15 protein-coding genes are annotated in these 12,556 nt (G+C 45.9%); 12 read left to right on the top strand and 3 right to left on the bottom strand.

Annotated features, from left to right (window positions below; genetic code table 11):
* Nucleotides 1-363: 363 nt before the first annotated feature.
* The 10 genes from ACTRXG_RS02155 (at nucleotide 364) to ACTRXG_RS02200 (ending at nucleotide 9,538) form a co-directional block, all read left to right on the top strand.
* Nucleotides 364-2,769 (top strand): Na+/H+ antiporter subunit A, encoded by a 2,406-nt coding sequence (locus ACTRXG_RS02155; protein WP_474283890.1) that lies wholly within the window; start codon nucleotides 364-366, stop codon nucleotides 2,767-2,769.
* Entirely contained in the window at nucleotides 2,766-3,188 is a 423-nt protein-coding gene (locus ACTRXG_RS02160) for a Na(+)/H(+) antiporter subunit B (protein ID WP_474261754.1), read from the top strand. Before ACTRXG_RS02155 ends, ACTRXG_RS02160 begins: the two co-directional genes overlap by 4 nt.
* A complete protein-coding gene (locus ACTRXG_RS02165; RefSeq protein ID WP_022793834.1) occupies nucleotides 3,188-3,529 on the top strand; it encodes a Na(+)/H(+) antiporter subunit C in 342 nt (113 codons plus the stop codon). The genes ACTRXG_RS02160 and ACTRXG_RS02165 overlap by 1 nt, the downstream gene beginning before the upstream one ends.
* The gene (locus ACTRXG_RS02170; RefSeq protein ID WP_474283892.1) at nucleotides 3,522-5,009 is read left to right on the top strand and encodes a Na+/H+ antiporter subunit D; all 1,488 of its coding nucleotides are present in this window, start codon (nucleotides 3,522-3,524) and stop codon (nucleotides 5,007-5,009) included. The genes ACTRXG_RS02165 and ACTRXG_RS02170 overlap by 8 nt, the downstream gene beginning before the upstream one ends.
* Nucleotides 5,009-5,485, top strand: a complete 477-nt coding sequence (locus tag ACTRXG_RS02175; RefSeq protein ID WP_474283894.1) for a Na+/H+ antiporter subunit E — start codon at nucleotides 5,009-5,011, stop codon at nucleotides 5,483-5,485. Before ACTRXG_RS02170 ends, ACTRXG_RS02175 begins: the two co-directional genes overlap by 1 nt.
* A gap of 62 nt (nucleotides 5,486-5,547) precedes the next feature.
* Complete coding sequence (locus ACTRXG_RS02180; RefSeq protein ID WP_474261874.1) at nucleotides 5,548-5,772, top strand: Na(+)/H(+) antiporter subunit F1; 225 nt, start codon at nucleotides 5,548-5,550, stop codon at nucleotides 5,770-5,772.
* Nucleotides 5,756-6,139, top strand: a complete 384-nt coding sequence (mnhG, locus tag ACTRXG_RS02185; protein WP_474283988.1) for a monovalent cation/H(+) antiporter subunit G — start codon at nucleotides 5,756-5,758, stop codon at nucleotides 6,137-6,139. The genes ACTRXG_RS02180 and mnhG overlap by 17 nt, the downstream gene beginning before the upstream one ends.
* A 268-nt stretch (nucleotides 6,140-6,407) precedes the next feature.
* Entirely contained in the window at nucleotides 6,408-6,680 is a 273-nt protein-coding gene (locus ACTRXG_RS02190; protein ID WP_022793829.1) for an HU family DNA-binding protein, read from the top strand.
* A 121-nt stretch (nucleotides 6,681-6,801) separates the two neighbouring features.
* Entirely contained in the window at nucleotides 6,802-7,107 is a 306-nt protein-coding gene (locus tag ACTRXG_RS02195) for a HesB/YadR/YfhF family protein (RefSeq protein WP_474283896.1), read from the top strand.
* A gap of 448 nt (nucleotides 7,108-7,555) precedes the next feature.
* Nucleotides 7,556-9,538 carry a S9 family peptidase gene (locus tag ACTRXG_RS02200; protein ID WP_474283990.1) on the top strand — a complete coding sequence of 661 codons (1,983 nt, stop codon included), beginning with the start codon at nucleotides 7,556-7,558 and terminating at the stop codon, nucleotides 9,536-9,538.
* Nucleotides 9,539-9,619: 81 nt separating this feature from the next.
* Here ACTRXG_RS02200 and ACTRXG_RS02205 read toward each other — a convergent pair whose 3' ends face one another.
* Nucleotides 9,620-9,817, bottom strand: a complete 198-nt coding sequence (locus tag ACTRXG_RS02205; protein ID WP_462869288.1) for a hypothetical protein — start codon at nucleotides 9,815-9,817, stop codon at nucleotides 9,620-9,622.
* A gap of 88 nt (nucleotides 9,818-9,905) precedes the next feature.
* On the opposite strand from ACTRXG_RS02205, the gene ACTRXG_RS02210 reads away from it, so the two are divergent.
* Nucleotides 9,906-10,523 (top strand): NUDIX hydrolase, encoded by a 618-nt coding sequence (locus tag ACTRXG_RS02210; protein WP_474283898.1) that lies wholly within the window; start codon nucleotides 9,906-9,908, stop codon nucleotides 10,521-10,523.
* Nucleotides 10,524-10,540: 17 nt separating this feature from the next.
* On the opposite strand, the gene mtnN is transcribed toward ACTRXG_RS02210, so the two are convergent.
* Entirely contained in the window at nucleotides 10,541-11,230 is a 690-nt protein-coding gene (mtnN, locus tag ACTRXG_RS02215; RefSeq protein ID WP_474261748.1) for a 5'-methylthioadenosine/S-adenosylhomocysteine nucleosidase, read from the bottom strand.
* Nucleotides 11,231-11,310: 80 nt separating this feature from the next.
* On the opposite strand from mtnN, the gene ACTRXG_RS02220 reads away from it, so the two are divergent.
* Nucleotides 11,311-11,526: a DUF2536 family protein gene (locus tag ACTRXG_RS02220; RefSeq protein ID WP_322525725.1), complete on the top strand. Its 216-nt coding sequence runs from the start codon at nucleotides 11,311-11,313 to the stop codon at nucleotides 11,524-11,526.
* Between the two features lie 56 nt (nucleotides 11,527-11,582).
* Here ACTRXG_RS02220 and ACTRXG_RS02225 read toward each other — a convergent pair whose 3' ends face one another.
* Complete coding sequence (locus tag ACTRXG_RS02225; protein WP_474281923.1) at nucleotides 11,583-12,401, bottom strand: YrrS family protein; 819 nt, start codon at nucleotides 12,399-12,401, stop codon at nucleotides 11,583-11,585.
* Between the last annotated feature and the right edge of the window lie 155 nt (nucleotides 12,402-12,556).

Genomic DNA, 12,556 nt, shown 5'->3' on the forward strand with positions numbered 1-12,556 from the left:
AATCCCGTCCCCCTTCAAGCAGGCCCGCTTTAACTTCCGGCCTGCAGCTCACTGTAATATAAAACGCACTTATTTCTTCTATTTTAACAAACCCTTATTCAAATATCGCAATAACCTGGCGTTGTTTTCCGTCATAAGCCGTACAAACAGCAAGTATAACCGTCAGAAGCTTTTTTTTCAATTTTCTTTAGAGACGTCATGCAATATTGAAAAAAAAATTGTGAAAAGCGCCCCCGTCTCTTCCTATATATGTGTTTGAAATGATTGCTGTTTCCGGGATTCGCTTCTAATGCAAGGCGTTTAGATATACGCTATAATGTGAAAAGAATTCAGTGGCGACCGAAACTAACAAGGAGGTTCTTCATGTTTACTATTTTACACCTTGCCATCATTGCACCGTTTCTGGCTGCTGTGCTGGTGCCTCTTCTGTATAAATTTATTCCGCGTATACATACAGGATGGTTCGTACTTATTGTTCCTATTATTCTTTTCAGCTACTTTTTGAGCTACCTTCCGGACGTTTCCGGCACGGGCTCCGTCATGAAAACATTCGAATGGATCCCTTCCCTGGGCATTAATTATATTGCCTATGTGGACGGTCTCGGCCTTTTATTTGCCCTGCTGATTACAGGGATCGGGGCTCTCGTAGTTCTGTACTCCATCTATTACCTGGACAAGCATAAGGAGCAGCTAAATAATTTTTATACATATTTGATGCTTTTTATGGGGGCCATGCTGGGCCTGACGTTGTCAGATAATTTAATCGTTTTATATACTTTCTGGGAAATTACGAGCATTTCATCATTTCTGCTGATTTCTTATTGGTATACAAAAGAAAAATCCCGCTACGGGGCATTGAAATCACTGCTTATCACCGTTATGGGCGGATTTGCCCTTTTAGTTGGTTTTGTGCTGATCGCTTCTGTAACTGGCACCTACAGCATTCGCGGCATCCTGGAAGCTTCGGATCAGCTCGCCGGCAGTCCGCTGTTTCTGCCGGCAATGCTTTTGATTCTGCTTGGGGCATTTACAAAGTCGGCCCAGTTTCCGTTTCACATCTGGCTGCCGGACGCAATGGAGGCACCGACGCCGGTTAGTGCCTACCTGCACTCCGCGACAATGGTTAAAGCGGGCATTTATTTAGTTGCCCGCATGACCCCCCTGTTTGCGGTCAGTGCCTATTGGTTCTGGCTTGTCACTGGCTTCGGGCTTCTTACTCTCATTTGGGGATCCCTTTCTGCAATACGACAGACCGATTTAAAAGGCATCCTCGCGTACTCCACGGTCAGTCAGCTCGGAATGATTTTGTCGATGCTCGGCGCCGGGGCTGCAGCGCTTCACTATGACAGTATCGACAACAACGCCTACACGATTGCAGTGGCAGCTGCCATTTTTCACTTAATTAACCATGCCACCTACAAAGGCAGCCTGTTTATGATGGTAGGTATCATCGATCACGAAACAGGCACACGGGACATCCGCCGGCTTGGCGGTCTCATGACATTAATGCCGATTTCCTTTACCATTGCCGTCATCGGTGGATTTTCGATGGCTGGCCTGCCGCCATTCAACGGATTTTTAAGTAAAGAAATGTTTTTCATGTCCATGGTTGAAATTACTCACTTCCCGCAGTACAGCGCAGATTCCATTGGTATTCTACTTCCAATCGTCGCCTGGGCAGCGAGTATTTTCACTTTTGTTTACTCCATGATGATCATTTTCCGGACCTTTACCGGGAAGCTTCAGAAGGAAAAGCTTCCAACCAAACCACATGAAGCTCCGCTTGGCATGCTTTTGTCTCCCATCATTCTCGTAGCTCTTGTGTTGTTTATCGGCTTTTTCCCGAACACACTCGTGCCAACGATTATCGAACCAGCAATGGCGTCTATTATGCCTGAGCTTGCCCAGACAGGATCATTTGGGGTGGACATTTACTTCTGGCACGGCTTTTCCCTTGAACTGTTTATGACTATCGGAGTTGTCCTGCTTGGTACGGCCATATTCCTGGCGCTGCAAAAATGGAATAAAATGCACGCCATCTTTCCGGAAAACCGTCTGTTTAATCAGGCGTACAACCGTTCTCTTGAAGGGCTTGACCGCTCTTCTCACGCCTTAATGTCCTGGCATATGACCGGGCTCGTGAGAGATTACTTTATATATATTTTCTCTTTCACCGTAGTACTGCTCCTTTTCTCGCTTTTCGGTACTGGAGCATTTACTATCGATTTCGAAAATATGGTTTCAGTTAGTCCTTATGAAGCCGTTCTCTCTCTGGTACTGGTAGGGTCTTCCCTTATTCTTATGTTTACCCGGTCCCGGTTGAAGGCGGTCATTTCCCTGGGCGTGCTCGGCTACACGGTGGCATTGTTCTTTGTATTATTCCGGGCACCGGATCTGGCATTAACGCAGCTGACAATTGAGACCGTTTCGGTGACGTTATTTTTACTTTGTTTCTATCATTTCCCTCAAATCTTCGATGCTCTGAAGGAAACGAAATTTCATGCAGTCAACTTTGTTATCTCAGCTGCAGTCGGACTCACTGTTACATTAATCGGCCTTTCCGCCAGTGGCACCAGACTGTTTCCGGCAATATCTGATTACTTTTTGGAAAACAGCTACAAAGAAGCAGGCGGCAATAACGTCGTAAACGTTATCCTAGTGGATTTCCGCGGATTTGATACCCTGCTTGAGATTCTCGTATTAGCTATCGCCTCCCTCGGAGTTTACTCCTTGATTAAATTACGGCTGGCAGGAGGTGAGAATAAATGAAGTACAACGACATCATTTTGCAGACAGTAACGAAATTCATTTCATTTCTCATCTTTCTGTTTGCAGTCTATATCTTTTTCAACGGCCACCAGGAGCCCGGAGGCGGCTTTATCGGAGGACTGATGACAAGCGCTGCACTAGTTCTTCTGCTTCTCGCCTTCGATATGGAAACAATCCGCCGGGCCCTGCCGATTGATTACAAACTTATGACCGCCATCGGCCTTGTATTTGCTGTTGGTACCGGCGTAGGCTCGTTTTTCTTCTCGGTACCGTTTCTTTCACAAACCTTCGGTTATTTTCATTTTCCCGTACTGGGTGAACTGGAACTGACGACGACCCTCGCCTTCGACCTGGGTGTTTATCTGGTCGTTATTGGAACGGCTATGACTATTATTCAAACGATCGGAGAGGATAAATAGTGGAAATAATTATGTCTATCCTTGCCGGCTTCTTATTTACTGTCGGTTTGTATTTAATACTGACGAAAAACTTAATCCGCATTATTATTGGCAGCTCAGTTTTAAGCCACGGAGCCCATTTGCTGCTTTTGACCATGGCGGGGCTGAAGACTGGGGCCCCCCCACTGCTTGGTCTTGAAGCTGACACTTATGTAGACCCGCTTCCCCAGGCTCTTATACTGACAGCTATCGTTATCAGCTTTGGAGTAACGTCTTTTATTCTCGTTTTAGGATACCGTACGTACAAAGTGACCGGGGCGGCTGAGACTGACCAACTGAGAGGAACTGATACTGATGAGTAATTGGCTGATCCTTCCGGTCCTTATCCCTCTCATCGCAGGGATCATAGCTTTGTTTTTTCCAAAGCATGTCACCGCCCAGCGTACCTGGGCATTTATTACGAGCCTGATCCTGATTGGCGTCAATATCTTTTTGCTTACGTACATATTGGCCAACGGAATCATGACTCTTGAGCTCGGCGGCTGGGAAGCTCCGTTTGGCATTGTTCTGGTAGGAGATTCGTTAGCCGTGCTTTTAACGACGACTACGGCACTTGTGGCGCTGCCCATTATTTATTTCTCCTTCAGCACCATCGGAGTGGAGCGGGAAAAATATTATTACTACGCCTTTTTCCAGTTTTTAATCGCCGGAGTGTCCGGGGCTTTTCTGACTGGTGATATTTTCAACCTGTTTGTCTGTTTCGAGGTTCTTCTTTTAGCCTCCTATGCTTTAATCGGCCACGGCGGTACAAAAACACAGCTGAAGGAATCGTTTAACTACGTTATTGTAAACGTCGTTTCCTCCGCTTTTTTCGTTATTGGCGTGGCGTACCTTTACGCCGTAACAGGCACCCTGAACATGGCCCAGCTCAGCGAGCGGGTCAGTGAAGCAGGCTCTGAACCGATTATCACGGTTATTGCCATTTTGTTTTTAATCGTGTTTGGATTAAAAGGAGCGTTATTCCCTCTGTACTTCTGGCTGCCAGGATCATATTCAGTACCTCCAACAGCCATCGGGGCGATATTTGCTGCTCTTTTGACCAAGGTCGGCATCTACAGCATTTTTAGAACCTACTCTGTTATCTTTACTGAAGATACGGCCATTACACATACCATCCTTCTCGTCCTTTCAGCAGTAACGATGATTATTGGTGTTATCGGTGCAATTGCTTACAGAGATGTTAAATTGATTTTAGTATACAATGTTATTGTAGCTGTCGGGTTTATCCTCTTCGGTGTCGCTTCATTAAACAGCGATGCGTTTGTAGGGGCCATATACTACCTGCTGCACGATATCGTTATTAAAGCAGCACTCTTTCTGATTATTGGGGCGCTGATTACTGCAGCCGGCACCAGTAAGCTTTCAGGCATGGGGGGAATTATTAAGCATCACCCGCTTCTCACCTGGATGTTTTTCATCTCTGCTCTCGCTCTTGCCGGCGTTCCTCCTCTTGGGGGCTTTCCCGGCAAGCTGATGCTTGTTGTCGGTGGTGCTGAAGCCGGTCATTATATTGTCGTAGCAGTTATGATGATTGCAAGTCTGCTTGTACTTTATTCTGTAATACGTATTTTCCTTCAGGGCTTTTTGGGAGAACCAATGCTTACCCACGCAGAACAGTACGGCAGTATTAAAGCACAGATGCCTCCAATCGTCTTTCTCGTAGCGCTGTCTGCATTTATGGGCTTTGGTGCCGAAATTATGTATCCTTTTGTGGAAAGTGCCGCAGAAACGCTGATCAATCCCCGTGCTTATGTTGAAGCTGTGTTAGGGGGGAATTCATAATGTCGTTTCAGATTATGATCAATATTGTTATGGCTCTGCTTTGGATGATTATTAATGATGCATGGTCGTTTGCATCCTTTATCAGCGGCTTTTTTCTTGGTCTTCTTGTCCTGTATTTCATGCGGGGCTTTTTCCGGGAGAGACTGTATTTCCACCGGGTCTATGCGGCCTTCGTGCTGATGCTTATCTTTTTTAAAGAATTAATTCTGTCCAGCTTCTCTGTTGCCCGGCAGATCCTGAGTCCTAAATTAAACATCAGTCCCGGGATCTTTGAAATGGAAACCACTCTGGAGCACGAATGGGAAATAACACTGCTGTCGCTTTTAATTACGCTTACGCCGGGAACGCTGGTAGTCGAAGTTGCTCCAGATAACCGTTCATTGTTTATCCATGCGATGGATCTGCAGAGTGTGGAAGCGGCTCAAGAGGAAATCCGCAATTCATTCGAAAAAGCGATTAGGGAGGTAAGCAGATAATGATATTAAATGCGATTTATATCACAGCAGCAACGCTCGTCACTATATCCATTCTGGTCACAATGTACCGGGTGTTTAAAGGGCCGTCGATGCCGGACCGCGTTATTGCTCTCGACGTTATCGGCATTCAGCTGATTAGTCTAACAGCTCTCTTCTGCATTATTTTGAATACGACAGCGTTTATCGAAGTTATGCTGCTGCTTGCAATCCTGGCCTTCATCGGCACGGTAGCCTTCGCCAAATATATCGAAAAGGGTGTTGTCATTGAGCATGACCGAGATCGTTGACTGGATTGTAGCACTGCTCGCCCTTTTTGGAGCGGCCTTCAGCATCATAAGCGCTGTCGGTCTGACTCGCCTGCCGGATATCTTCACACGCTCTCACGCTGCCACAAAGGCGGCTACTTTAGGAGTGCTGTGCGTTGTTCTTGGTGCCTTTTTGTTTTTCATGGTACACACACAAACTTTCAGTCTCCGCTTCGTGCTGACCCTTGTATTTGTATTTGTGACGGCACCTGTGGGTGGCCACTTGATCGCAAGAGCAGCGTATAATGCCGGCGTTCCGCTGGCGGAGGGGAGCTCGCAGGATGCTCTCAGCCGCTCCAGGGAAAAGAACCGATTCTACCACAAAGAAAAAACCGATAATGACCATTAAGAAAAAACTGGACCTTTTATCTGGTCCAGTTTTTTTGATATTCAATCTTTTTCTCATAAATACTGGAATTCTTATCAAACCCTTGTTATGATAGGGTTTAAGAAAAAAACCAGAATAATGGAAGTATTTTTAAAATATATTTGCATTTTTTCTGGCTTTTCTTCTTAGAAACCTACAAAAATAAATGGAAGGGTTGACATACCGGGCTTTTCATGAGTTAATTTGGTATGAAAGACTCTAAATTTATGGAATGAAAGGGAGTATTTTCATGAACAAGACGGATTTAATCAACGCAGTTTCAGACCAGGCTGAGCTTTCGAAAAAAGACGCTTCCAAAGCTGTAGACGCTGTATTCGACAGCATCACAGAAACTTTGAAAAAAGGCGACAAAATCCAGTTAGTTGGATTTGGAAGCTTTGAAGTACGCGAGCGTGCCGCTCGTAAAGGACGTAATCCACAAACGGGTGCAGAAATTAAGATTCCTTCCACGAAAAACCCTGCATTTCGTCCAGGCAAGCAGCTGAAAGACGCTGTAAACTAACATAAATATTTAAAAACAGCCTTTCTGATTTAGAAGGGCTGTTTTTTCTTGGAGTTCTTTAGTGTTTCTTCCAATGCGAATAAGGGAACAATTACATATCATTCTTTGAAGGAGCTTGTGTATGGATATAACAATTACCCGTCCCGCGGTTAAATGGATGAAGGAAGAACTCAATATTGAGAGCGGCGATACTGTAAGATTTTACGTTCGTTATGGCGGTTCTCCGCAGCTCTACCCCGGATTTTCTATGGGTATCGCTCTTGATGAACCGGAGAAACCGGCAGTATCGACAGAGGAAGAAGGCCTCACTTTTTTTGTAGAGGATGCAGACAGCTGGTATTTGCGCTCGCATAACCTGCATGTCAGTTTCAGCCGAAAACACGATACGATTGTATTTGAATACAACGAAAGCAATGACGCAGAGTAATTTCTACTCTGCGTTTTTTTATCCTTACCTGCCACAAAAGGCCCTGATCATAAAAAAAGGGCTGCAGGCATAAATGCCCGCAGCTTCAAAGGGAGAGAGAGTGATGCCTAAAGGAGAGCCTGTTATTCACGGCTTACAGGAAATGATTTGCTCCAAAATGAAAAGCCATAACGGCTGATCCATTTCGATTGTTCCTGCGAAAGGCAACAATGTAAATGTTGGAACGAAGCATCTGCCTCCTGTTATTTATTAGTGTACATAGTTACTGCAGGGTTTTCATTATGTATGTCAGATGTTCTTCCACTCTTTTTTCCCGAAGCTTTCCTTCCGCGGTTTGATTGTTTTTTGCGAAACGTTTTACTATACTAAAAAAGCACCCTACATACGTGAAACCTTTCCATAACGAACGGGCTCACAGGTATACTACGAGGAGGACATTACCTTGTCTATGAAAAGACCTTTAACTGCAGCAGATTTAGAACGTATTCACGTTGTTGATGACGCCCGCCTTTCTTCAGACGGCGAGCGGTATGCATTTGTACAAAAGTCTATTCAGAGCGATGCGGGCAGCTACTATTCAAATATATACACGCAGTACTTAACAGACGACGTTCCTGTTCAGTGGACGTTTGGATCTTATACAAATTTTTCGCCGCGGTGGTCCCCGGACGGCTCCAGCCTTGCTTTTGTGTCTGACCGCTCCGGCCTTAACCAAATTTGGATGATGAGTACTTCAGGAGGAGAACCAAAGCAGATTACTTTTGTTAAACACGGTGCCTCCAATCCAGTATGGTCGCCGGACAGCCAAAAACTGCTGTTTGAAACGGAACAGGCCGCCGAAGAAGACATCTTCACCACGGAGGTGGACTCTTCGGCCAAGCCTTCTTCTGTTGTAAAAATCGACCGTCTCCGCTATAAATCAGACAGCCGGGGCTTTCACCATGGCAGACGCGCCCACATTGGTTTGTTCCGATTCGACCGGGAAGACACTACCCTGCTTACAAACGGCAGCTACGATCACCACTCTCCTGACTGGTCTCCTGACAGTCAGTTTATCGTGTTTACAGCAAACAGAAACAGCGATGAAGACATTTCTCCGGTACAGGACCTGTATACACTCAATATTGAGACAAAAGAAATTTCCAGGCTGACGGATTCTTCCGGTACGTTTACTAATGCCAGCTGGTCACCGGACGGCTCCTGGATAGCATGCACTGGTCACGAATTAGAATACAAAAGCGCTACGATTAATCAAATCTGGCTGGTCAATCCATTAACAAAAGAACGAAAAGGAATGACGTTAAAGTGGGACGTCCAAATAGGTGACTACATGATCGGCGATATCAGAACCGGCCATACCTCTGATAAGCCAGTATGGTCGAGCGATCAGGAGCATATTTACTTTTTGGCAAGTGAGAACGGAAAAGTTGGTTTGTATCAAATGGATATGCATAATGAAATCACCGCTGTTCATGATGAGGACAACCACGTCTTTTCGTTCTCCTTTCACCCTAAAAACGAGCAGTTTGTGCTCGGCATCAGTGATCCCTCCAACCCCGGTGATTTCTACAGCCGGCGACTTGAGGATAAACGCCGTGTCCGCCTCACAGACGTAAACGCCAGCTTTTTGAAGGAGGTAGATCTTTCCCTCCCCGAAACTCTTTCCGTCCGTACAGGCGATCATTGGGATGTACACGGATGGATTATGTATCCTGTTGATTACGAAGAAGGACAGACCTTCCCGCTGATTCTGGAAATCCACGGAGGACCTCACGCTATGTACGGTCACACGTTCTTTCACGAATTTCAGCTGCTTGCCGCGGAGGGCTACGGTGTCCTGTTCAGCAATCCACGGGGAAGCCACGGCTATGGCCAGGCTTTCGCCGATGCCTGCCGCCGGGACTATGGCGGGAAGGATTTCGGGGATCTGCTCGCGATTCTGGACTATGCAGTCGACAGCTATGAGTTCGTCGACCGTAATCGGCTGGGTGTGACCGGTGGAAGCTATGGCGGCTTTATGACAAACTGGATGATCAGCCACACCGACCGCTTTAAAGCAGCCGTTACCCAGCGTTCCATTTCAAACTGGCTCAGCTTTTACGGGGTGAGTGATATCGGCTTTTTCTTTACAGACTGGGAGATCGGCGTACCGCTCCATCAGGATCCGGAAAAGCTTTGGCACCATTCTCCTCTCCGCTACGTCAAAGATATCCATACGCCTTTGCTGATCATGCACAGCGAAAACGATTACCGCTGTCCGATTGAACAGGCGGAACAATTGTTTATTAACATGAAATATTTAAACAAAACGGTCTCCTTTCTCCGTTTTCCAGGAGCCAATCATGAACTGAGCCGCTCCGGCCCTCCCGCTCTGAGGATTGAACGGCTGGTTCATATGATCGACTGGTTTAATCATTATATCGAAAAATAATATTCCAGTTTTTTGGCGCCGTGCAGCATAAAATGATCCCGCTTCAGTAGAAGCGGGATTTCATTTACGCGCCGGCCAGCGTCATCCATCTTTGTCTTCACTGCCGGAGCGCTTCTTAGTATGGTGTTTTTTTCTGTTTTCTTCTTCTTCGTATTTCATATCTGCCAGCGGAATTGGATCTTCACTGCTCGTTGGCGGCTCTTCATTTCCCGGCTTTTTATCCGGTTCCTGCTTTTTTTCTTTTTTTACTTTATTTTTAAGACGTTCTGATTCTGACATCTTGATCCCTCCTGTAATATAGTACCTGTAAATATATATACCACATTCGAAAGAAGAAAAAACAATGATACCCCAGAAGGAGGATACTATGAACAATGCCCGCTATTGGAAAAATAGAATTCGCACCCGTTCCGCCGCTATAATGGGCGAAGAGCATATGCGAAAAGCAGCGGTAGTAGTACCCCTGCTTTCATTGCACGATGAATATCATTTAATGTTTGAGCGCAGAGCATGGTCGCTGCAGTCCCAGCCGGGAGAAATATGTTTTCCGGGCGGAAAAATCGATGCCTCTGATCCTACTCCTCTTGCTGCAGGACTTCGCGAATTCGAAGAAGAAACCGGTATTCCCTCTCAAGCGATGGATGTATGGGGAGCTTTGGACGTTGTTGTCCAGCCGTTTCAGCGAATAGTCTATCCTTATATTGGAGAAGTTGACTATGCTGGTGATTTTTCTCCTAATACGTCGGAGGTGGATGAACTGTTCACCGTACCACTTAATTTCTTTTTAAAGAACGAACCCGAAAAGCATAATGTATACATGGGCATGCGTTTTTCAGATACGTTTCCCACTTCATTAATACCAAATGAAGAAACGTACCGGACAAACACTACAACGCTGCCCCAGTTTGTGTATCATTATCAGGATATTGTTATTTGGGGGCTGACGGCTCAAATTATCCGCCACACCGTATCTCTTCTTCGTTAACCACTTTTCCGATGGATTTATGCCTGGGCCAAAAGAGCAATCACCATGTCAGCTGACTGCTTCGAAGCATGCTTTAAAAATTCATCGTAGGACTGCTTTGCTTCTTTGCCTGCAATATCGCTGAGCGAACGGATAACTACAAATGGGCAGGAAAACCGATAGCATACCTGGGCAATTGCCCCTGCTTCCATTTCCGCACACTGAGGTTCGTCAAAGTGAGCTTTTAAGGCGTCCACCTGCTCCGTCTTACTCATAAACGAATCTCCGGACAAAATCAGCCCCGTCCGCGTATTCAAGTCCACCTGCAAAGCGGCGGCTTCTGCTTTCTCTATCCATTCACGGCTTGCAGGATAAGCTGCCGGCATATTTGGCACCTGCCCGAATTCATATCCGAACACTGTCGCATCCACGTCGTTATAACGCACCTCTGTGGATATCACCACATCGCCAACAGAAAGGTCCGGGTTGAATCCTCCGGCTGAGCCTGTGTTAATTACAGCTTCGGGCTTGTACAGCCCGATTAAAAGCGAGGTGGCGATAGCTGCATTCACTTTTCCAATACCCGACTGCAAAAGAATTACCTCATGGCCGTTTAAGCGCCCAAAAGAAAAAAAGCAGCCGCCGGTTTCTTTTTCTTCTATATCTTCCATTAAGCTTTTTAAATATTCAACTTCTTCTTCCATTGCTCCAATAATGCCTAAACGCATTGGCGGACCCACCTTTATCATTTACAATTATAATTACTGGTAAAACTACCCTGTACATTATAACGCAAAGGAGAATACATATGTCCTTAAACCTGCAAACAATCCGGGACAAGGTCGAATTTTTTGAATCGTCGTCCCTTGAACAGCTGGAAGCAGATATTCAAAAAAAGATCGAACAAAACGAAGCTCTGATGCTCGGGGTTCATCACGTGCAGCACCATGTGCACACCCGTTCAGAGAACGGGCGTTCAATTTACACCGCTGTCGTTCATTTCCGCGCTGTCCCCACCCCTTAATTTCATCAGAATAATATAAAGAAAAACCGGCCTCCCCAAGGAAAGCCGGTTTTTCTTTAGTTGTACGGGTTACTGTCAAGACGCTCTACGCTTGTTGGTTTCCAGCCTTCGCCGTCCACCCATTCCATGCGTACTTCGTATGGGTTTTCACTGCTGGCGTCCTCACTGATAACCGCTCTTGCCGTATCCTGCGATCCTCCGTTTTCGAGTCTCCAGAGCACTGTGCTGTTACCTTCTGTCGATCTAAGCCCAGTGGCTGCTTCTACAGCGTTCTCCATTTCTTCCCAGTTCTGACCGCCTTGCGTAAAGTCAGCCTGAAAGCTTTCCTGTTCAGTGCCCACCGGTTCGTATTCTCCGTCTTCCTGAGTCGTTTCCGTATCAGCACTGTCACTGCCTTCCGAGTCGGAAGTACTGCTGTTCTCTTCTTCTGACGAGTCTTCACTGGTCGTGCTTTCCTCAGAGGAGTCATTTTCGGCTCCATCGTTTGAAGAAGCAGCCGGATCTTCTTCTGTAGAAGAATCGGACTCAGAGGAAGAATCAGATTCAGAGGTTTCTTCTGCTTCTTCTGAAGTTTCTTCTTCTGTACCTTCTTCATCTGCATTGTTTTCCGGGGTTTCTTCTGTAGAAGAAGTGTCCGGGTTGTCCTCCGGTCCGCTTTCATTCTGCTCTTCTTCGGTATTAGTTGAATCTGCCATCTCTTCCCCGTTATCTTCAGCCTGTTCATTATTATTGTTAAAAAACAATAACAGAATTCCGAAGAACAGAATGAGGACTGCTACAATACCAATAGCAGCATTTAAAACATTATTCATCCGCTTTTTTCTTTTCTTTTGAAAGCGCGAGCCGGAGTCGTCGTTATAATTGTTGTTCGACATCTTATGATTCACCTGCCCCTATCATATGTATTGCTTTTGTAGTACAAAAACACGCCCTGCAGAGAGAACGTAACATGTCTTATCATAAAGGAAATATTTTCGGAAAACGAGGGAATATAGACCTATGATTTACATCCTCAAAGCAGGGCGCTGTG

This window comes from Marinococcus sp. LNSP9103-4, from assembly GCF_056034345.1.